This window comes from Acinetobacter sp. UBA5984 (assembly GCF_002429925.1).
GTDB classification, from domain to species: domain Bacteria; phylum Pseudomonadota; class Gammaproteobacteria; order Pseudomonadales; family Moraxellaceae; genus Acinetobacter; species Acinetobacter variabilis.
Genome location: NZ_DJBE01000050.1, coordinates 1 through 20,027, shown reverse-complemented (window position 1 = coordinate 20,027; position 20,027 = coordinate 1). Strand labels below are relative to the sequence as shown.

Here is a 20,027-nt window from a genome sequence, read left to right as displayed (position 1 = left end):
TGATTTATGTATGCGACTGAAGCAGATTTGGTCGCACGATTTGGGGCTTCAATTGAGAACCTGAAATTGATGTATGAAGATGCAGCAAAAGGTTCTCAAGCAATTAATGATGCAATCCAGGATGCAATGGAGGAGATTAACGGTCATATCGGTGGTCGTTATCCTTTGCCGCTTCCCAATGTGCCGAGTAATTTAAAGCGTATGGCGTGTGATATTGCACGCTACCGCCTTCATTTTGAGCAGCCAACCGATGAGGTGCGAAAACGCTATGAAGATGCAATTGCATTCTTAAAGCGTGTGGCTGATAACAAAGCACATTTGCAGATTCAGTTACCTGAAACAAACCAGATCGTGGATGACCAACCTAAAGGACGACCTTCAACGGCGCCAGTCGGTACTTCATATACCGGTGGTGTATTTGGAGATTCTATCCTGGACCAGATGCCCAGCTTGAAGTGAGGTGCTTATGGCTTTTGCAATAACCATTCAGGCAGATAGTTCACCGATTGAAGCAATACTTAATCAATTAGGTAACTTTGAATCATTAAAGAACCAGCTGTTTGATGAGATTGGTGCTGGACTTGTGGATAGTGTGCAGCATCGATTCTTAACGGGTACTGATGTAGATGGGAACCCGTGGAAGATTTCATGGCGTGCACGTATGCAGGGTGGTGAAACGCTTCGAGATACTGGCCGCCTGATGAATTCCTACACACACAATGTTCTTTCAAATGGTGTGGAGGTGGGTACAGATGTTGCGTATGCACCCCATCTGCATTACGGCGCAACAATCCTACCCAAGAATGGCCAATACATTACATTCGCAGTTGGTGGCCAGTATCGAAAGGTTAAGCAATCCATTATTCCACCTCGGACTCAGCTTGGTATTGATGCTGAAGATGAAGTCATGGTTTTAGACATTGTCGGGAGTTTTATCGATGAGCACCTTCTTCGCGGTACGTGATGAGATCGCAAACAAGCTGAAGGAAATTCCAGAACTTCTAAAGATCTATACGCCGTTGAATTCAGTTATGGTCACCGAGATGTCACAAGTCACGCCATCTGCGCATGTCAATTTTGTCCGTATTGACAAGAAAGCCAGCGCAGGTCGTGGAAGTATCAATCAGATCGGTCAGCAATGGGCGGTTACGGTTGCATGTCGTAATGCTCAATCTCAAATGACTGATGGCCGAGTGGTGAGTGATGAAGCTGGTCTTTTAACTGAGAAGGTAATTCAATTGCTTTCCGGCTGGCAGCCTCAGGCATCACGAACGGCACTAGAAATGATTTCGGTTCGGGATGGTTATAGCCCAGGATTTGCATACATCACGATTATTTTTGAATCACAAAAATTCATTTAGGAGCCAGTCATGGCAAAACAATACAAAGCATTACAGCCTGTAGGTCGCTTTCAAAAGGGCGATGTGGTCGGTGGGCTGAGTGATGCACAAATCAAAAAATTACTTGCAGATGGTGTAATTCAGGAACTACCTGAACCTAAAGCTGCTCCAGCCAAGAAAACTACAGGGGATGAAAAGTAATGGCTAAAGAATATATTTCGCTGCAAGGTAAGTTTTACCTGTCAGAACTTGTGAATGATGTTGCTAGTGCAATGCGCCATTTGGGCAACGTGCCAGACTTTGAGTTAGAAATTGGTGCTGATGTTGTTGAGCATAAAGAATCAACATCTGGTCAGCGTACTACTGACTTCACCATGATCAACGCAACATCAGTGAATTTTACGGGAACGCTGGAAGAAACTGATCCAGAAAACCTTCAATACATCCTGTCTGGTATGAATCACGCCGTAGCGACCACTACAGCGACAGATGTATCACTGGGTACTGTGGTGGCTGGTAAAGAAATCAAACTGGATGGTTATAACCTGAAAACGGTTTCATTCAAGGATTCAACCACTGGCACAGCTAAGACTGTTGATCCAGAGAATTACACACTGGATGCTGTATTTGGTACTGTGGTTTTCCATGATGTATCAGATCTGACTATGCCGATCTTAGCCACTTACACCACTGGAGCAGTGACTAACACCACTCTGGCATCCGACTTTGAAAAAGAGTATGAGCTTTTCTTCAAGGGCATCAATACAGCGAATGGTAAACATATGGCTGTACGTTTATGGCGTACCAAGAAGTCACCAGAAACCACTTTCCCACTGATTCATGAAGAACTTGGTCAGTATGAAATCTCTGGTCAGGCTTTATCTGATGTAACGAAGCAAGCAGATCCAGCATTAGGCTTATATGGCCATATCGTAACGATTCCGGCAGCGACAACACCGTAACCTCATGCAGGCACAAAGAACTCCACGGCGTATTAGCGTCTTTTTTGTGCCTGTTTAACTTTAAATGAAAATATCGTCTCATAAGATTTTTAAGGTCATATTGCTTATCTTTAGACGACGCAAGAAACAATAAAACGATAAAAAATGATTATCGACGATGACAAATCATGATTGACGATGATGTCATTATTATATTATAGTTTAGTCATACCCCTTGGTTGTACGCAGTCTGCCATTTAGACCCCGCTGAACCCGAGGGGTTTTGTGTATCTAGGGGATAAGAATGTCAACGACTGCAATTTTAGTAGATGGGGCTTTTTTTCTAAAGCGCTATAAAAGTATTTATACCAAACCAGAAGACCAAACGCCTGAGGCAGCCGCAAGAAATTTATACACTATGTGTCTTTCTCATCTTACTGAAGGCAGAAGAGATGCAAGAAAATCTGGTCGAGATGGTGAGCAAAAGGGTTTCACTAGAGAGCATCAGCTTTATAGAATTTTTTATTATGATTGTGAACCTTTAACCAAAAAACATCATTATCCAATATCTAAGAAGCCAGTCGATTTTGCAAAGTCTGAAACAGCTACCTTTAGATATGCATTTTTTGAGTGCTTAAAAGAACAAAGAAAGGTAGCACTACGCATGGGACATCTGTCTGACATTAGTGGATGGATTATTAAACCTAGAGTCATGAAAGAACTTTTAGCCGGAAGAAAGGAATACGCTAGCCTAATAGATGAAGACTTTATGCTTGAGGTTACTCAGAAAACTGTAGATATGAAAATAGGTCTCGATGTAGCAAGCTTAACCTATAAAAAATTTGTAGATCAGATTATTTTAGTGTCTGGGGATTCAGATTTTTTGCCAGCTGCTAAGCTGGCTAGAAGAGAGGGAGTGGATTTTATTCTAGATCCAATGCATAAACCAATCCCTCCGGATCTTTCAGAGCATATTGATGGCAAACGATCAACCTGTCCTAGGCCTAAACAACCTAACAGACAACCTAAATTAGCTATTGCTGAATGATCAGAACCGCTCTCCGGAGTGGTTTTTTTAATACTTCATCGTTTTGTAATATTTTGTTAGTTTAATTAGCGCTCAATAGGGCTATAAAAGATATTCAGTTCACGTTGAGAATAAAACTGCTATGACTAAAATAGAAATATTTGTCTCCATCCTAGCCGTAATAATTATTTCTACTTTTATTTATCTTGTATGTCAGTAAGTTAGTAAGCTAAGAACCGCCTTTAGGGCGGTTTTTTGATAAGTGGAAGTTCCACTTGGCTATATAGGGTCAATTTTAAAAAGACTTAAAATAGTAAAACATAACTTTACAAATCCACTCTCCCTAGGCTTTAGATAAGATTGAAAATTAATGTAAAGTGCTGCCCTTAATACATGGGGATATTATGAAAAATTTAAGCTTATTCTTTTTTATTGTGATTTTAGCTGGGTGTGGACACAAGGAATCTAACGGTCAGCATCTTGATTTAGAAACAAGCAAAAAGGAACAGCTTGAATTTGCAAAAGAAGCTACAAAAAAATTCATTCCCAACCCTGATTCGGCAAAGTTCCGCAATCAAATAGGAGAGTGTGGAGAGGTAAGCTATAAAGAAGCAGATAGTGATTATGTTCCCTTCCAGCGTTTTATTGTGCTTTCAAAGGATATAGTACTTGTAGAAAATCAGACGGATCAAAAGCAATTTGAGTTGTCATGGAAGAATGGTTGTACGCCAAGCTGGAAGTAATTAAAAAGCCCTTTAATTAAGGGCTTTCTTTTATTCACCAGATGATTCAGATTTTTGATCTTTTTCATTTCCATACTCTAAAGCAACCTGTTGCGCTTCAGCTGCGGCAGTGGCTTCTATTGGAATCGAGTCAGCTGCGATAGCTACGGTACCGGTAAATCCCATTAAAGTTAAGATTAGAATTTTCGAATACTTTTTCATTTGAATTTCCTCTACGTTTCTAAAACTTAATTTCAGTGTAGAGAATGATTTAAATCGTGGATGTAGCAGCTATGTCGGGATATGTAAGATATTCAAGGCTAGAGTTAGAAGGATCTAGTTTTGCGTAAGAATGCTTTTCTGATGAAACTTTTTGTTGAGTTGCTTAACGAAATGTTTGAATGCTTCAGTAGGTAGTTACACTCTAAAGAAACTTCCCTAACTTCTAAATCTTTGTAACATCCAATATTTTTTTTGTAATCTTTATGTTATTAATTGTATGCTTTGCTTATCATATGAATGATGAAAAGTGGAGCTCCGAAAATGCTGACCAAAGCCGAAATCGTTGTTGTCGTTCTAATGATAGTAGCCTTAATTCTCATCGTTTATGAGATGGGGCAAGGTCGTAATTGGGCTTTATAGAATTCAGCCTTTATTAAAGTTAAAAGAAAAGCACCTTCGGGTGCTTTTTTAATGCCTAAAATTATCTCGAGATCCCATCATGAATGATTTTTTCTTAGCAACAAATCGCAGCATCCGGATTAATGATATCGAAGTCCGCCAGATCCAGATAAAAGACTTTGACACCTGGGCAATGCATGCTGAAGTTTTGAAAAACTTCATCAAAGACCAAAATCATTCAGATGAAACTTTGACGGCGCTATTTAAAGCTCACGGCGTGCAGGTCATTTCGACCATGGCATGCGTCACTGATCTGGATAATGAATCACTGGTAGAACTTGCCGCTGATGAGCAAACCTTCAAGGACCTACTTAAAGCTGTACTTTTGGTCAATCAGGCTTACTTCAAATACGAAAAGCCTAAACGTGGCATTAAAAAGAAAGATGACTCTACCTGGTTTGATTCATTCCAGTTTCTGGTATCAATGGGCCATCAGCATAGTGAAATTATGGAAATGACCTACGGCGCATTCCAAGGCTATGTTAAGGCAGCAAACAAGATATACAAGCAGGGAATCTTCAATAACGCTGTTGCCGGACGTGTGGCTCAATCAGATAAAAAAGGCTTTGAGTCATTTAAGAAAGAGATGGTTTCTGATTGATCACGCATTACCCTAAAGTTATGATGTGAAAATAATAATTTAGGGGGGGTAGTGTGAAAAAATTATTATTAACAATAGCATTAATGGTCAGCTCAGTTGCTTTTGCGGTAGAGGTGGGTTCTGTACGTGGTAGTACCAGCTATGTGAAACCCGGCTTTTCATTGGGGCAAATGTATGATGTATTTGGTGAACCTGAATCTTCTTATCATCACGTGATTCATGACCGTAAAGGTTGGCCGCATAAAGCTACTTCTTATCGTTACACTGTAAATGGTCAGAACTACACAATTACTGTGGTGGATGGCCAGATATACAAGATTGAGTGGGAGCGATAATAGTGGGTATTAAATACTGTAAATCTTGTAAAAAACCAATGAGACCGGCAGATACTCACTGTAAAACATGTGGAGCACACTATAAAAATAATCCATTAATTCTAGTGGTAATAATAGTGATTATGGGTGGTCTGGGGTATTTTTTATGGGACACATTTGCAATCAGGAATGTTGATAATAATAAGGAGACAGTACAGACCATAATCAATCCTGATAAAAATGATAAACCAAAAGAAACTAAATGGCAGTTAGAGCGTGAGATCGACAAAATGACAGATAAGGAAGGTCTTTATTTGTCTAACAAGGCGATTAATGCTGAAACAGGATTGCAAACAGATGCTGGTTTAACAATAGGTTGTTCATATTACGGTGGATTAAGTGCAGTTTTTGTCGCAGATACCCCTATAAAAATTCGAGATTTTACAAAAGATGGCGCCACTGGTAATTATGAAATTAGATTTGATAACCAACCAATGTCAGACGGTACTTCAAACCTATCTTCATTAAATAAGGTTATTGTTTTAAGTGAAAATCATAGGGCGCAAATAGAAAATAGTTCCAGAATTCTGATTCGCATAACTACTGCTACTGATAATTATAAAACATATGAAATAGATTCAAGCAATGGTGGTGAGCAATTTTCGAAGATCAAGGACTTTTGTTTAACACAGTCCAAGCAAGATAAAACAATTTAGATTTTGTTTTACCCAAACCCGCTTCGGCGGGTTTTTTAATGCCTAAAATTTAGAGGTCAGCATGTCTGGTAAAAACTTAACATTCAAATTAATCATGGATGCCGACACTAAAAGTTTTGTTGGCAATATCAAGCAGTCTGAAGATGCGGCTAAGTCAGTATTCAATGCAATAAAACAAGAATCAGAACTTTTAAAACAAGCGACTACTGATGCTTCTAAAGAGATGGGAAATATTATCCCAAAAGGAACCAGTGAGTTAGCGGACAAGCTTTCACAATCCTTAAATGCTGCTACAGGAATCATTAAGGATGCTGGTGATAATGCAAAATCTACAGCAGGTAATTTTACTGATTTTGGAAATAAGGCTGAAAAGGCTCTAGATCAGCTTAAAGGGGATTTAGCCCAAGCTAAGCAGAATCTTGAAGCATTTTCCAAAACCAAAGCTTCACCAGCAGATATTGAAAAGGCACAGGTAGAAGTTGATCAGCTTGAAAAAGAAGTTCAACAGGCAGACCAGGCATTTAACGGTTTTCAAGCAGAAGTAAATAAAGCAAATACAAGTCTAGAAAATACGGATACAGCAGCTCAGACGGCGCAAAAAGGTATTGGAGCTCTAAAAACTGGATACACCGCCCTTATCGGGGTAATGGGTGGTATTGGTATTGGTCTGGGTATTCGTGAGCTTGCACAAGCTGCAGATTCTTATACCAACCTTTCAGCACGAATTAACATCGCAACCAGTGAGGGTGGAAACTTTACCCAAGCTATGGCTGGGGTGCATCAAGTTTCGCTGATGACCAATACTAGTCTTGATGCTACTGCAGGTTTATTCACAAAAGTGAATGATGTGGGCAAGCAGATGGGAATGACCCAGCAGCAAAGCCTGGATCTAGTTAAGACCATCAATATGGCCATCCAAACTGGTGGTGGAGATGCTGCTGCCAGTGAGGCTGCAATTGTTCAGCTGACTCAAGCACTGCAATCTGGCGTATTGCGCGGTGATGAGTTCAATTCCATCATGGAGCAAGCTCCAGGTATCTCTAAAGCTTTGGCTCAGTCACTCGGGGTAACCACCGGTGAACTGCGTAAGATGGCTGAGAATGGCGAACTCTCAGCTGAGAAGGTCATTCAGGCACTACAGCAGCAGTCAACAGCAATTGAAGCTGATTATGCTAAGTTCCCAACAACCATCGGCAATGCCTTGCAGCGTATCGCTACACAATGGCAGATCCTGATTGGTACAATGGATCAGGCAAACGGTGCATCTGCAACAGTAGCACAGTGGCTGGTAACCCTTGCTGACAACATGGATGTAATAGAGACCATACTTGAGGACATTGGCGAGGGATTTATCTGGGTAGGGGATCAGCTTAAGAAGATTGACCCGGCCACAATTGAAGCACTTAAAGAGGCATTAAGTACTGCTTATGAGACTGTAAAGTCTATGGCCAGTACTATAGGGACTGGAATTGGAAACACTGTAGATCAGTTAAATACACTCCTTGGGGCAATATTTAATTTTGATAGTGGTATAGATACCGCAACAGATAAAACTAATGGTTTCACCAAAGCTTTACAGGCTCTTAATGTGGTCTTTGGTTTTATCGGTGATGGTTTCGAGGCAATTAGTATTGTTTCTAATTTGCTTGCTGGTGTGTTCTATGACGTTGGTGCCGCATGGGAAGGGTTTAAGTCTAAACTTAAATGGGGTGATGCTAAAGACCAAGCTATTGCAGACATGGAGGCAATGGCTAAGAAAGCCCAAGAATATTATGATCGGGCTTCAAATGGGGCAACAGATTTTAAATCAAAGGGCATAGCGGCCATCCAAGAGATCGGAAAAACTCAGGATCAGAAAAACCAAGAATCCCTACAAAAGAGCAATGCCACTTTTGCGGAGCTAATAAAACAAGATCAAGAATTCCTTCTAAAGTCCAAGGAATTGGCAGGCGAGCGTGCTGCCATCAATGCGCAATTAAATCAAGCTCGTAAGGATGGCAACCAGTCGACCATTGATTCAATCATCCAAAAATCTAATGAGCTAGAAGGTCGTGAGAAGGAGCATGCAGCCAATAAGGCTGCATTGGATAAGGATATGTTGGCTTCTGCTCAGGCTTATGCCGAGGCAGCTATCAAAGCCAATGGTGGTGTCATGGACGGCGTGATGCAGTCCGATCTATTAACCAAGGGCTATATCGTCACCATCGATGAGGCTGGCAAGGTTAGTGTTCAGGCAGGTCAGAGTGCGGAACAGGCTGCTGAAAGTGCTGCCAAAAAGGAAGAAGCTCTTAAGCTGGCCAAGGAAAATGTTAAGAAAGCCGATGAGGAATATTTGGCTTATCAGAAACAGGCTGCAGTTGAACGTGCACTTCTGGAACAACAGATTGAGCAAGCCAAAAAATCTGGTGATTTAAATGCTTTAGCCTCTGCTCAAGCATCCATTACCGCCATCAACGCCAAAGAGGCTGAGCTGGCCAATAACCGTGATTTACGTATAGCTGAATTAAATAAGGCTAATACCGGATCCGGTCAAGTGGCTGAAACTGCATATTCTAGAGCATCTGCCGCTGCCAAGCTATTTGGTGTTGATCTGGATGTTTCGCTAAACAAGGTTTCTAAGTCTTTTTCTAGTTCTGGAAATGAACTGGATGGGCTTAAGACTAAGTTAGGTGAGGCAGGGTATACTGGTAAACAGGCTGGTGATGTTCTTTACCAGGCATGGGAGGAGTGGCTTAGTAAGGCGAAAAGTCAAGCTGAGATTGATGCGGCAAATGCCAAGATGCGTGAGTTTGAAGCGCAAGGTGTGTTCTCAACCAAGCAGGTTGAACTTGGTATTACTGCAATAAAGAGAGCTACTTCTGAACTACCTGATGCCTTAGATGAAACAGGGAAGGCTTTCGAGCGCCTCGGCATTAAAACCAAGGAGCAACTTCGATTGTCGGCTCAAATGGCATTGGCTGATTTTGAAACAGTACGCCAGAGTGGCCAGGCTACTCAAGCGGATCTTCAAAAGGCTTATGAAAAGACAATTCAGCTGGCGTATGCCTCGGGTGATGCTCAAAGTATTGCTGCAGCAAATGCCAAAGCTGCCTCACTAGGTTTATCGATCCAGGTAAGTGAAACCGGCCAAGTTTCAGTAAAAGCCAATAATGCTGTGGAAGAAAGCTTACACCGTGTTCGCAATGCTACAGGAAATGCAGGTGACGGATTTGATGATCTAGGTCGTAGAGGTGTGGCGAGTGGTAATGCAACGCGCGATGCATGGGAAGAGGCTAGACTGGCAGCTGCAGCTGCCGCTGATGCAGCAAACTCAGTTACTGAACGCGGTATGGCGGGCCGAAAATCACGTACTGAATATACTCTAGAGGGTGTTAAACAGGAACTACGCTCCAAAGGTTATACCGATGAAAAGGAGATCAATCGTAAAGCCAATGAGCTATTTAATGCGTCTGCATCAACTCGTAAAAATGCACTAATGCAATATCAGTATGAAGCTGGGAAGAATATCCCTGGATTCGCCTTGGACTTTAAAGCTGTAAACCTTATGGCTGCGAACAACAAGGACTATATTGATTTAATGTTGCAGAAAATGAGCCCATCGGTTGGTAAGACTGGATCCAGCAACCTGAATGACTATGCGCCGTCGATTCCTTCTACTCCGTCTGTCAGAGACACCAATCAGCCTGCCAAGGAAGTTACATACAACTTTGACTTCAATGGTAAGCAGATGAAATTTAGCGGGCCAGCAGGACAGGAATCTTTAATGAATGAACTTGTGAATCAGTTAAAAGTACAGGCGAGATCAACATGAAACTAATTCGCTTAGCAACATCAGAAACCGTCCCATTAGAGGACGGTTTTTTATGGCCTGATGAATTCTCCTGGAAGGTCATTGAGCAAACCCAAGCTTATGCCATGGATGGATCTCTGATCATTCAGGAAGGCAAAAAGAAATCTGGTCGGCCTATTACTTTACAGCCAGCAGATCAGGAAATGGGCTGGATCAAGCTACGTGAACTGCGGACTGTTCTGGAGTGGTCAAAACTGCAGGAAGAAAATTTCAAGCTGAAGTTTGAGCAACCTCATGACAATCGAGAATTCATAGTCAAATTTAACCACCAGGATGGGGCTTTAGAGGCTGCACCGGTAAAAGGAATTCCAGCGGTATCACTGGATGATTATTTTAATGTGACTTTGCGCTTTACGGAGTTAGACGATGGCGATTGAAACCAAGGATTTAGTAATCTACAAGTCTGAACGCTTGACTGATAACTCGGATGGCGGTGGTAAATACTCTGGCGTAGTAGTTCAGGATGGCATCAGCAATAACCTGTTTAACGATGTGTCGGAAATGGATCAAACCATGGGTGATGTCTCCATGCGTAAAATCTTTCCAGCTGTGACTACTGAAGACACTGATTTATTGATGGGCGCAACGGTCTTTGTATCTGAGTTACCAGAAGATCCAAACGTGTCAGCATTGCTTTTCAGCACCAAAAACTGGACCGATGAACGCCAGTCTGCCCAGAACCGCGTAGAAAACTATCTGGCAAAAGGTGGTCAAATTGCTGGTACACCACTTGATACACACTGGCAGGGTATGTCATCACTTCAGGTTGTGATGTGGCCACAAGAAGTCGAAGCATCGGTAGGTGATACCATTGTATTGATTTCTGATGAAGGGAAGGCTTTAGAACGCGAGCAGTATGTGCGGATCACGAAAGTAGAGACACGCATTGCCAAGATGGTGATTGATAAAGAAGAGATTGAATATAAAGTTGCAACCTACGCTATCAATGACCCACTGGAAGCAGACTTTGTTGGGTTATCTGCAAAACAATGGTATGAGTTGCAGCCATCAAAAACCATTATCCGCGATACCTTGGTCGCTGATACCGGCCTATATTACTCATCCACAGCGTTAGCTTCTGATGCCAATGTGGGCGAATTTACCGTAAATGCCAAAAGCATCTTTGCCCAGCTGATTCCCTCCGCTCAGACAGAGACCCCAATTATTGATGTCAACGCTGCAGGTGAGAGTGTAGTGCTGGTTGCAGGTAATGAAGGCACCATTACAGCCAGTTATCCAAACATGGTAATTGGTGTCAGTCAGAACCTATATATCGGCTCTGCAGTGATTCCATCAAGTGTGTCGTTTAGCCTGCAAGGCCAGCAGATTAATGATCAGGGTGGCCTGCTTAAAAATACCCAAGGCACCCAGGTCGGAACGATTGATTATCAGCGTGGCTTGATTCAATGGACTGCAGCAGCGCCAGCTGGCACTGTCAGTTTGAATATTACATTTAAGCCGGCAGCTGCACCGAATCAGTATTACCAAAGCCATGCCATTCCGGTAACTCAAAATAATCAAAGTACTAACTGGACTGGAGTGTTAATTCCAATTCCGGCACCAGGCGCTTTGTCGATCTCGTATATGTCGCAAGGCAAGTTTTATGAGCTTAAAGATGATGGCTCGGGGCAGTTAAAAGCTGCTAGTCCATCTTTTGGCTCGGGCATGATCAACTATGAAACCGGCTCTTGGTTACTCACAACTGGCGCTTTGCCTGATGTAGACACACCGATTTTATTGAACTGGGGCACACCGATTGTCACCTTCGTAAGATCAAATTTAACCGTGGAAAAAGCTGCATTTGATTTTGATTTAGGTCGACCAGGTGTTTTGCCGGGTATCACGATTAACTGGGCCCTAGAAGGTGAAGAGAAAACAGCAACCTCCAATGCTCAAGGCAAGTTTACTGGTGATGCCACGGGTGAAATTAACTATGCCACGGGTACCGGCAAGATCATTCCGAATAAGTTGCCACAGAAAGGTACGGTCTTTTCGGTGATCTATAACTACGGCACTTCACTTGAGCAGACCAAGATGGATGTTACTCCTGTAAATCAAAAGCTGACCTTTACCATTGGTACGGGATCAGCAATTCAGCCAAATAGTGTGGAATTAAGAATTCCGGTTAAAAGTAGTGATGGTATGGTAGCTGGCTTTGTGACGCTGATTGACACACCTGTAAATGCAACGATTGGCAATCTTGTTAATGAGCGTGGTCAAGTACAAGGTTCAATTACATACGCTACCGGTGCGGTTGAAGTTACACCTCAGGGCGTGGGTCATCGTTTCAAATCCACATTTACACCTATGGCCACTTATGCCGCAGCATAGAGAGGAAATATGTCTTTTTATTCTCCACAAACATCCAGTATTTATGGTGAACAGGTTGAACTGAAAGCTTTTGGTGCTGTAGATGTTCAGATTAAATATCGTGATACATCAGGATCGAACTCGGCAACCCATATGGTGACGGCCAATAAGCTCAAACTGGATTTATCTTCTGGCTTTGATGAGCAGATCCTGACAGGTTCAGCTCGCTTCAAAGTGGGTGCTGATACTTTCCTGGATCGTACTGGCTTGCTGTATCGCAATGTGAATCCAGCCAATAATAGCGGGATTCAGTCGGGTGTTATTCAATACGGTACCGGGATCGTTGAAATCGATTCCTGGACTCCGAATGCAGATAACACAATTACACTGGAATCCCTAACCACCACAACCGACTTGTTGCCAGTCAATAAGATCAGCTTTAGAACGCCGATCATGCCGATCCGGCCACAATCCTTAACTGTGGTTGTGGGTACCACTGAATTTGGTCAGCTGACATTAACCGCTGATGAAAATGGCGTGATTGAAACCAGTCGGGCGCATGGGCAGATGAATTGGGATAATGGTTTTGTCACGATTTACTTCTACACCAAAACCAAAATCACTGAAGCCAACCGGGCAGAGATTGAAGCGAATGACTGGTATGACCCGTTGCTGGAATACCAAGAAGGAGTAGACACCTATATCAATGTGCCGGTCTGGGTCGATGCTTCATCTGTACGCTATAACGCTGTGGCTTATACCTATATCCCGCTGGATTCAGAAATTCTCGGTCTCTCTGCTACACGCTTGCCGATCGATGGGCGGGTGCCAATTTTCAGGGTCGGTGGTATCGGGATTGTCAGCTCAAGTAAGTCTCAGGAATTGCCAAGTGCAATTGCAGGCACTACATACGATTTGAATGATCAGCGCATTTCATGGGCAGAACTTGAAGATGCCAACGGAACGAAAGTGCCTTTTGATTTGTACACGGTTGATTATGACTACGGCCGCGTGACATTGGGCGGTGACTTTATGCTGGGTAATCTGGTTGCACCGCTTACAGTGAAATATCGCTATCAGGATATGGGTTTGATTCGTGATGTGCAGATCAATGGCCAGCTGACTTTCACCAAGCCTTTAACGCATAACTATGATGCGGTGGATACTATTGTGGGATCTGCTTTAGTCATTGGGGATATGCAGGCGCGATATACACGCAAGTTTGTACAAGGTTCGTGGAATGGCGCTTGGGCAGATGAGCCCGTGGGTGCAACCATACCGGCGAACTACAACGATGCGCTTTATCCATTCGTGGTGACAAATAGAGGTGCTATTCAAGAACGCTGGGCATTGATATTTACGAGTGGTACTGACTTTAGAGTAGTGGGTGAGTACTCTGGCCAGATTGGAACAGGTAATGTCAATGCTGACTATGCGCCAATTAACCCGGTGACTGGTGTGCCGTACTTCACTATCAGAAGGGAAGGATGGGGTAGTGGCTGGGCGAATGGGAACGTACTGCGCTTTAATACCATTGCTGCAAATTTCCCAGTCTGGGTGATCAGAACAGTGAAGCAGTCCGAGCCTGCAGTATTGTCAGACCAATTTCAGATCATGCTACGTGGTGATATTGATCGCGTGCTTTAAAATTAAACATGACCGCTTCGGCGGTCTTTTTTTATGGATAATGATAATGTCAAATACTGATATTAAATGGTTTAGTTTTGATAATAAAAATGCACCTCAGCTCACTAATACGTGGGGTTGCATGATTGATGTGCTAGATGCATGTCTTGTGACAGGTTTTGGATCTCAACCTGTATCCAATCTTGTGATTGAAGACGGGGTGGCAACTGCAACATTTGGTGTGGCTCATAATTTCAAGCAATTTCAGGTGGTCGAGATCTCTGGTGCGAGCGAATCTGTATTGAATGGTGAGTTTAAGATTTTAGGCTTAACAGCAAATACGATTGAGTTTTTAGTAGGTGCACCAAATCAAATATCAACAGGCACAATTTCATGCAGATTAGCATCACTTGGTTGGACCAAGGAGTTTTCAGGTTCGCAGAAAGCAGTTTATCGTGCCAAAAATATCGCAAAAAACCCCTATTATTTAAGGGTTGATAATAGTTTAGATCCCGCATATGTCACAACGTATGCAAAATTTGCGAAGGTTGGTATTTTAGAAACGTGTAGCGGTATTGATGATTTATCAGGAAATCAAGCACCATTCAATTCAGCAAATCCAAATAAAAACTGGGTAGGGACTGGTTGGTTTAAGTGGTTTTATGCGGCATTTAACAATGTTTCACCGGGAAATTACAACGAGCAAAACACACCGGACGAAGGGGTTAGATCGTGGATTTTAATCGGTAATGACAAATCTTTTTATCTAATGCCGTCGTTTTTACCAACAACAAAATCAAGCGTGCTGAAAAACACATACGCATTCACAACTATTGAGAAAGGGGTTGTGAGTGAAGCGGGAGTGATTGCTACAATAAAAGACACACCTGTTTCTTCAACATTGTATTTTAATTCTGCGCTCAACAATCTAACAAATCAAGCAATCGCAACAGTTAAGAATATAAAAGGTGGTTTGGCTAATACTAGGTTTATGAGTCATTTGTCGCCAATAGGTATGTATTCCGGACATGTATCAAATTTCACACATGATTCGCGCGACGGTATTATTAAAGCTCCGCTTTATGTAAAAGATCAGGATTCAAACTTCGCTGGTGAATTAGATTTAATTAAATTTTTATTTTATAACGCTTCAGCGGGTGCTGATTATCAAACTATTCATGAAGATCGTGCCGCATTTTTGATGTGCAGAGCATTATTTCAAGCAAATAGTAGTTTTGGTTATCAGTACGGTGGCTGGTGTTTTGATTTGGGGGTGATGTGATGTTGTTAAATCGAACAAGTCATATATTTAGTCAGCCAGATCAACACTTATTAATTAAAGGGGTGGTACTGAAAGAAAATATACCACTATCTTGCGATGTTTTTGTTTACTTGCGTAAAAATGGCGGTCTTATCAACAAAACAATATCAAGCAACAATGGTGATTTTGTAGTTTTTGGCTCAGTAAATAGTGAAAACTATATTGTCGCTACTGATCCATCAAAAGAACATCAGCCAGCAACCCAGGACAATGTAAAATGATTAAAGTGTCAAAAAAAGCAGGGCTTTTAGCTCTACAAGCTCATGCTACTTTTTTAGACAGTGGTAGTGGATCTGCATACTTTGTGTATTACTCAGATACAAAGCCTGCAAGCGTCGAAACAAGTGCAAATCCCGCAAATGCACTATGTACGCTAACATTACCTGAGCCGTGTTTTAAGCAACTACTTGTTGATGGTATTGAATTGCATGAAACTGCGACAGCGTTAGCAACACAAGCAGGCACAGCAGTTTGGGCGCGCTTATATAACGGTAATGATGAAGCGTATGCTGATTTTACGATCGGCACATCTGATGCGGATATTATCTTAAATAGCATCAATATTGCAGTTGGCTCTACACAAAAACTCGATAGTATTATATTGAAACCATTTTAAGATGAGGTGGTTATGTCTTACACACCACCGAATAAGCACAATGTTGTACTGAATTTTGAAAAATTAAATGTGGCGCAAAGTCGCTTTAATTTAATTTTAAATTTTGGTGCAGACGCACCTGATTTAAACCGATTAAATGCTGCAATTGATACGCGCATTAATGTTGAAATTAGTGGCTCAAACACTGAAATATTGATTAATCGTGGTCAGCTACTTGTTGAAATTGGTACGCAAATTAATGCGCAAATCAGTGGTTTAAATTGGGAAAATGTTGATAATCGAGGGCAAGCTTTATCAAGCATTAATACAGCAATTGAAGCAACAGTATTAGGTGCAAACAATATTAATCACATCTTGGGTGTGTCGTTTGGTCTAACCACTCGATTTAAAAAAGCCATTGCGTGCTTAAGTGTCACAGAAATACCATGGTCAAAACCAATATTAAGAGTCTCAAACGAGGCTCTTTTTTATGACTTAGGCTTGGTGATTTCCAATCAGGCAAATATTCAGTATGAGCAAGCAGGATCATTAACTCGGGCGATTAGATCCATACATGAGCAAGCAACAGGTTTAAGTTCGGATGCTTATGTGCACTGGGAAGAGGGTATTAAACGCTTTATTCACCAGCGCTATTTACATGAAGAAACCATTAAGCTGCGTCATAACCGCGAAACTGTTTGGCAGGAGATGATTCGCAGACGCAAGACTTTGACTTATTCGCATGAAGTGGCCCATGTATTTGAGCACCGATTTTCGTTTGAATGGGATAAAGGGCTTGAGATTGTTACCAAGTCAGACCTGCCTTGGGATAAAGCCAATGCTATTCACTACCGCAAGCACTCAGTAAAGCCTTGGCCTAAACCGCTTGAAAGACCTAAACGACAACCAGTTATTCTCAACTTTTGCTGTCCAGCAAGAAATAATGGTCGTTTTGATGTTCAGCTGAACTTTGAAAAAGATCAGTGCTCCAATTTACCCGTAAAACCAAAAAGAAACTGGTGGTATATCGTGAATACATTAACAGCCGAGCGACTAGATACCGGCGAGAAGATTAAAGTCATGGATGGCACCTACAGCACCAGTCGGTCGCAATGGTGCTGGACTTACTCAATTACCGTGGCTCATACCGAGAAAGACAAGCTGCAACCAATCAATGGTCAGCCCGTGATTCTTAAAGTTATGATCAATGGTTTTGAGCATCATGTCTTACTAGAAGATCCAGAAGAAACCCGACGTTTTGCCAGTGTTTTATACACTTATCCAGGTCGAAGTGTGACTGCATTAAATTCGGATAAATACGTGCCTTTACGTTCGTTTATCCAGGATAACGAACGCACATCGGTTCAACTGGTTCAGGCTGAAATTGACCGAGCGAATAGTGGTACCCACTTGGACTGGAAACTGATTGATGATCTGGGTTGGATTGTGCCGATTGAAAGCCTGAGCTATGCAGAACTTGCACCAATCGATGCAATCAAGCAGGTCGTTGATTCAGGCGGTGGCTTTATCTATAGCCAGAAAGCAGGCAACACCCTGACTATTTTACCCCGGTACCAGAAAGGCTATTGGGATACGATGACCGTGGATGATTACGATATTCTATTGTCTGAAAGCCTGGTCATGCAGCAGAACATCAAAAAGAACGATGAATACATTGCTGACTTCAATGCCATCACTGTAGTAAATAGTCGAAGTGGTGAGAGCCTGAAAGTACAGCAACGGGGTACCTCAGGTGATGTGCCGCTTGAGTCAGTCACTGGTCCACTATTCAATGTGGTGTCAGGTGCCAGCTATGGGAAGAATGCATTGGTGAAAGTCAATATTCAGGAACTGCACACATTCTCTGATATCCCGGTCAGTCAGGAAATAGGTGAGATGCTACCTGGTAAAACCATTGCTTTTAATGGCCAGTGGTGGGGTGTAATTGATTCAGTTTCAGGCAGCTTTTCACATGAAAAGGTCAATGAAACTATTACCGTGGAGCGTATCAGCCGTGAGTAATCCATTATTTGAATTGCGAAAGCTCTTGAATCCGACCCATGCAGAATATATTGGCACCATTACATCAGTGAAACATCCAGAGTATCGGGTACAGATTGACGGTGGATCTGGTCCGGTACTATGTACGTCCGGTACAGCCTACAATTTAGGTACTAGAGTATTCATTTCAAACCAGGTGATTTTAAGACCAGCACCTACTGGTCAGCATTCAGAAATAGAAGTCTAAACTTAACCAAATGACAGCACCTTTTTTAGGTGCTTTTTTATTGCCAAAAAAATAGGGGGGCGTATGCCTGACAGTGAAACGTATGGGGTGCGAGTTGAGAAAAAATTAGATCAACTGCGCTTGGAAATGGGTGAATTAAACAACAACGTCATTCGCTTAACTGAACGGAATGAATATTACCAGTCACAAGCTGTGGCAAACCGACGGGATATTGATCTGCTTCAGGCGGATATGAACCAGGCTAAAGGAGGGCTCACCTTTGCGAAAGCCCTAGGTGGAACTGCTATTGGACTGCTCATTGCCTTTGGTTCATGGATAGTTCAAGGGAGCACAGCACTTGCTAAAGAAAATGCAGGACTAAATCAAAAATTAGCCATTATCGAATCAAAGCAGATCCGCATGGATACAGACCTAGCAGCAATGCGGAACCAGATTGATCAACAAAAAAACAAACAGTGAAGAGAGATAAGATGAAATTAATTAATGAAAGTGTTTGGAAGTTTGACTCAGTAAAATACGGCGCCTATATGGCGCTTTTTTTATCCTGCGTACATTTAGTTTTGCAGGAAGTGTATAACGCCAATGTCTTGCCTGAACCGTATCAAACGATTGCTTCATTGGGCTTGATGTTTTTGGCGGTGCTGATTGGCCGTAAAAAGGCTCAGCCAAATCTATCTCAATCTTTTGGATTTGCCACTATTACGGCAGGGCATAGCAATTCTGATCCTGGTGCAGTGAATGGCAAAATTAAAGAAGCTGATTTGGTGACTAATTTCAGGAATGCGGTTTCTTTTTATTTACGTGAGGCAGGCATTCAGGTCAAAAATGATGGTACCGGATCACAGAATGATCCGCTTTCATCGGCCATCAAGTTGATCAAAGGATCTAGTGTTGCGGTTGAATTCCATATGAATGCTGCGACTTCGAGACAAGCGAATGGAGTAGAGACAATTGCCTTGCCAAAAGATAAGAAATTGGCACAGGATCTATCTGCAGCTGTAGCAACTGCATTGGGCAGCCGATTACGTGGCAATAATGGCTGGATTGACCAATCTAAGTCAGCACGTGGCCGCTTGGCATACGTGAATGCTGGCGGTTTGATTGTGGAGCTTGGTTTTATTTCGAATGAAGCTGAGCTTGCAGCATACCAGGCACGTTATTGGATTGCAGCAAAAGCTGTGGCCAAAGTGCTGATTGATTATGAAAAGTGCAATTAAGATGGCTCTAGACTAGCAGATTTACACTTAATTTTACCTAATGAGGTTCCACAGCTCAGTTGCTAACTCATTAGGTTCCCTCATCCAACGCCATTCAGTTTCTTTAAGATGATAATCAAAGTACTCTTTTGATATGCCGTTAAACTTTGCTAGCCTTCTTTTACAAAAGCTCCAAAATGATTCTATTCCATTTATATGACATTCTCCTCTAGCAAACTCATTTGCTCCGTGATTTACCCTAAAATGCTTTGAATAACCCACATCAACAAGACCATTATAGCCACGCCATCCATCACTATAAATCACACTCTCAAGTGAAACTTTACCAATGATAACCTCTTGTAAAGTCTTCATTTTACAGTCAGGTACGATTTCAGTATAGACGCGCCCATTACGTTCAAATATTCCAAATACTGGCTGTTTTAGAGTCCCACGACCACGCTTTAACTTTCCATGAAACCCACGTTGCCTTTTCGCTCCAAAATAGCTTTCATCTGTAAGCGTCTGCTGAGCCCCAC

At 42.1% G+C, this 20,027-nt stretch carries 23 protein-coding genes; 21 read left to right on the top strand and 2 right to left on the bottom strand.

Annotation, left to right across the window (positions count from 1 at the left end):
- The first annotated feature begins 6 nt into the window (after positions 1–6).
- From B3J29_RS07460 to B3J29_RS07430, 7 genes are all read left to right on the top strand, one after another.
- Positions 7–459 carry a gp436 family protein gene (locus B3J29_RS07460; protein WP_034171153.1) on the top strand — a complete coding sequence of 151 codons (453 nt, stop codon included), beginning with the start codon at positions 7–9 and terminating at the stop codon, positions 457–459.
- 7 nt (positions 460–466) lie between these two features.
- The gene (locus B3J29_RS07455) at positions 467–964 is read left to right on the top strand and encodes a phage virion morphogenesis protein (protein WP_180011240.1); all 498 of its coding nucleotides are present in this window, start codon (positions 467–469) and stop codon (positions 962–964) included.
- Positions 939–1,361 (top strand): phage tail terminator protein, encoded by a 423-nt coding sequence (locus B3J29_RS07450; RefSeq protein ID WP_286715218.1) that lies wholly within the window; start codon positions 939–941, stop codon positions 1,359–1,361. Before B3J29_RS07455 ends, B3J29_RS07450 begins: the two co-directional genes overlap by 26 nt.
- A 9-nt stretch (positions 1,362–1,370) precedes the next feature.
- Positions 1,371–1,541, top strand: coding sequence for a hypothetical protein (locus tag B3J29_RS07445; protein ID WP_162835337.1), 171 nt, complete (start codon positions 1,371–1,373; stop codon positions 1,539–1,541).
- On the top strand, positions 1,541–2,302 hold the full coding sequence (locus B3J29_RS07440) for a hypothetical protein (protein ID WP_286964802.1): 762 nt from the start codon (positions 1,541–1,543) through the stop codon (positions 2,300–2,302). The genes B3J29_RS07445 and B3J29_RS07440 overlap by 1 nt, the downstream gene beginning before the upstream one ends.
- Before the next feature lie 283 nt (positions 2,303–2,585).
- Complete coding sequence (locus B3J29_RS07435; protein WP_286964799.1) at positions 2,586–3,329, top strand: NYN domain-containing protein; 744 nt, start codon at positions 2,586–2,588, stop codon at positions 3,327–3,329.
- A gap of 383 nt (positions 3,330–3,712) precedes the next feature.
- The gene (locus B3J29_RS07430; RefSeq protein ID WP_159122992.1) at positions 3,713–4,051 is read left to right on the top strand and encodes a hypothetical protein; all 339 of its coding nucleotides are present in this window, start codon (positions 3,713–3,715) and stop codon (positions 4,049–4,051) included.
- Between the two features lie 30 nt (positions 4,052–4,081).
- On the opposite strand, the gene B3J29_RS07425 is transcribed toward B3J29_RS07430, so the two are convergent.
- A complete protein-coding gene (locus B3J29_RS07425) occupies positions 4,082–4,252 on the bottom strand; it encodes a hypothetical protein (protein ID WP_286964793.1) in 171 nt (56 codons plus the stop codon).
- Positions 4,253–4,751: 499 nt separating this feature from the next.
- Here B3J29_RS07425 and B3J29_RS07420 point away from each other — a divergent pair, with 499 nt between their 5' ends.
- The 14 genes from B3J29_RS07420 (at position 4,752) to B3J29_RS07355 (ending at position 19,509) form a co-directional block, all read left to right on the top strand.
- On the top strand, positions 4,752–5,312 hold the full coding sequence (locus B3J29_RS07420; protein WP_286964790.1) for a hypothetical protein: 561 nt from the start codon (positions 4,752–4,754) through the stop codon (positions 5,310–5,312).
- Between the two features lie 53 nt (positions 5,313–5,365).
- Positions 5,366–5,647 carry a hypothetical protein gene (locus B3J29_RS07415; protein WP_286964788.1) on the top strand — a complete coding sequence of 94 codons (282 nt, stop codon included), beginning with the start codon at positions 5,366–5,368 and terminating at the stop codon, positions 5,645–5,647.
- Between the two features lie 2 nt (positions 5,648–5,649).
- Positions 5,650–6,342 carry a hypothetical protein gene (locus tag B3J29_RS07410; RefSeq protein WP_286964786.1) on the top strand — a complete coding sequence of 231 codons (693 nt, stop codon included), beginning with the start codon at positions 5,650–5,652 and terminating at the stop codon, positions 6,340–6,342.
- A 61-nt stretch (positions 6,343–6,403) separates the two neighbouring features.
- Positions 6,404–10,153 (top strand): tape measure protein, encoded by a 3,750-nt coding sequence (locus tag B3J29_RS07405; RefSeq protein WP_286964784.1) that lies wholly within the window; start codon positions 6,404–6,406, stop codon positions 10,151–10,153.
- Positions 10,150–10,569 carry a hypothetical protein gene (locus B3J29_RS07400; RefSeq protein ID WP_286964782.1) on the top strand — a complete coding sequence of 140 codons (420 nt, stop codon included), beginning with the start codon at positions 10,150–10,152 and terminating at the stop codon, positions 10,567–10,569. Before B3J29_RS07405 ends, B3J29_RS07400 begins: the two co-directional genes overlap by 4 nt.
- Positions 10,559–12,523: a hypothetical protein gene (locus tag B3J29_RS07395; RefSeq protein ID WP_286964780.1), complete on the top strand. Its 1,965-nt coding sequence runs from the start codon at positions 10,559–10,561 to the stop codon at positions 12,521–12,523. Before B3J29_RS07400 ends, B3J29_RS07395 begins: the two co-directional genes overlap by 11 nt.
- A gap of 9 nt (positions 12,524–12,532) precedes the next feature.
- A complete protein-coding gene (locus tag B3J29_RS07390; RefSeq protein ID WP_286964777.1) occupies positions 12,533–14,149 on the top strand; it encodes a hypothetical protein in 1,617 nt (538 codons plus the stop codon).
- A gap of 46 nt (positions 14,150–14,195) precedes the next feature.
- The gene (locus tag B3J29_RS07385; RefSeq protein WP_286964773.1) at positions 14,196–15,410 is read left to right on the top strand and encodes a hypothetical protein; all 1,215 of its coding nucleotides are present in this window, start codon (positions 14,196–14,198) and stop codon (positions 15,408–15,410) included.
- A complete protein-coding gene (locus tag B3J29_RS07380; protein ID WP_286964770.1) occupies positions 15,410–15,670 on the top strand; it encodes a hypothetical protein in 261 nt (86 codons plus the stop codon). Before B3J29_RS07385 ends, B3J29_RS07380 begins: the two co-directional genes overlap by 1 nt.
- Complete coding sequence (locus B3J29_RS07375; RefSeq protein ID WP_286964767.1) at positions 15,667–16,065, top strand: hypothetical protein; 399 nt, start codon at positions 15,667–15,669, stop codon at positions 16,063–16,065. The genes B3J29_RS07380 and B3J29_RS07375 overlap by 4 nt, the downstream gene beginning before the upstream one ends.
- Positions 16,066–16,077: 12 nt before the next feature.
- Positions 16,078–18,066, top strand: a complete 1,989-nt coding sequence (locus B3J29_RS07370; protein ID WP_286964764.1) for a hypothetical protein — start codon at positions 16,078–16,080, stop codon at positions 18,064–18,066.
- On the top strand, positions 18,059–18,292 hold the full coding sequence (locus B3J29_RS07365) for a hypothetical protein (RefSeq protein WP_180011301.1): 234 nt from the start codon (positions 18,059–18,061) through the stop codon (positions 18,290–18,292). The genes B3J29_RS07370 and B3J29_RS07365 overlap by 8 nt, the downstream gene beginning before the upstream one ends.
- Positions 18,293–18,355: 63 nt before the next feature.
- Positions 18,356–18,751, top strand: coding sequence for a hypothetical protein (locus B3J29_RS07360; protein ID WP_034171137.1), 396 nt, complete (start codon positions 18,356–18,358; stop codon positions 18,749–18,751).
- Between the two features lie 11 nt (positions 18,752–18,762).
- Positions 18,763–19,509 carry an N-acetylmuramoyl-L-alanine amidase gene (locus B3J29_RS07355; RefSeq protein ID WP_286964759.1) on the top strand — a complete coding sequence of 249 codons (747 nt, stop codon included), beginning with the start codon at positions 18,763–18,765 and terminating at the stop codon, positions 19,507–19,509.
- Positions 19,510–19,542: 33 nt separating this feature from the next.
- On the opposite strand, the gene B3J29_RS07350 is transcribed toward B3J29_RS07355, so the two are convergent.
- On the bottom strand, positions 19,543–20,027 hold a 485-nt coding region (locus tag B3J29_RS07350), incomplete at its 5' end, for an IS1595-like element ISAcra1 family transposase (protein ID WP_286964755.1).

Coding starts and splice junctions, on each gene's coding strand:
- B3J29_RS07460 (WP_034171153.1), top strand. CDS start 7: ATGTATGCGACTGAAGCAGATTTGGTCGCACGATTTGGGGCTTCAATT.
- B3J29_RS07455 (WP_180011240.1), top strand. CDS start 467: ATGGCTTTTGCAATAACCATTCAGGCAGATAGTTCACCGATTGAAGCA.
- B3J29_RS07450 (WP_286715218.1), top strand. CDS start 939: ATGAGCACCTTCTTCGCGGTACGTGATGAGATCGCAAACAAGCTGAAG.
- B3J29_RS07445 (WP_162835337.1), top strand. CDS start 1,371: ATGGCAAAACAATACAAAGCATTACAGCCTGTAGGTCGCTTTCAAAAG.
- B3J29_RS07440 (WP_286964802.1), top strand. CDS start 1,541: ATGGCTAAAGAATATATTTCGCTGCAAGGTAAGTTTTACCTGTCAGAA.
- B3J29_RS07435 (WP_286964799.1), top strand. CDS start 2,586: ATGTCAACGACTGCAATTTTAGTAGATGGGGCTTTTTTTCTAAAGCGC.
- B3J29_RS07430 (WP_159122992.1), top strand. CDS start 3,713: ATGAAAAATTTAAGCTTATTCTTTTTTATTGTGATTTTAGCTGGGTGT.
- B3J29_RS07425 (WP_286964793.1), bottom strand. CDS start 4,252: ATGAAAAAGTATTCGAAAATTCTAATCTTAACTTTAATGGGATTTACC.
- B3J29_RS07420 (WP_286964790.1), top strand. CDS start 4,752: ATGAATGATTTTTTCTTAGCAACAAATCGCAGCATCCGGATTAATGAT.
- B3J29_RS07405 (WP_286964784.1), top strand. CDS start 6,404: ATGTCTGGTAAAAACTTAACATTCAAATTAATCATGGATGCCGACACT.
- B3J29_RS07400 (WP_286964782.1), top strand. CDS start 10,150: ATGAAACTAATTCGCTTAGCAACATCAGAAACCGTCCCATTAGAGGAC.
- B3J29_RS07395 (WP_286964780.1), top strand. CDS start 10,559: ATGGCGATTGAAACCAAGGATTTAGTAATCTACAAGTCTGAACGCTTG.
- B3J29_RS07390 (WP_286964777.1), top strand. CDS start 12,533: ATGTCTTTTTATTCTCCACAAACATCCAGTATTTATGGTGAACAGGTT.
- B3J29_RS07385 (WP_286964773.1), top strand. CDS start 14,196: ATGTCAAATACTGATATTAAATGGTTTAGTTTTGATAATAAAAATGCA.
- B3J29_RS07380 (WP_286964770.1), top strand. CDS start 15,410: ATGTTGTTAAATCGAACAAGTCATATATTTAGTCAGCCAGATCAACAC.
- B3J29_RS07375 (WP_286964767.1), top strand. CDS start 15,667: ATGATTAAAGTGTCAAAAAAAGCAGGGCTTTTAGCTCTACAAGCTCAT.
- B3J29_RS07370 (WP_286964764.1), top strand. CDS start 16,078: ATGTCTTACACACCACCGAATAAGCACAATGTTGTACTGAATTTTGAA.
- B3J29_RS07360 (WP_034171137.1), top strand. CDS start 18,356: ATGCCTGACAGTGAAACGTATGGGGTGCGAGTTGAGAAAAAATTAGAT.
- B3J29_RS07355 (WP_286964759.1), top strand. CDS start 18,763: ATGAAATTAATTAATGAAAGTGTTTGGAAGTTTGACTCAGTAAAATAC.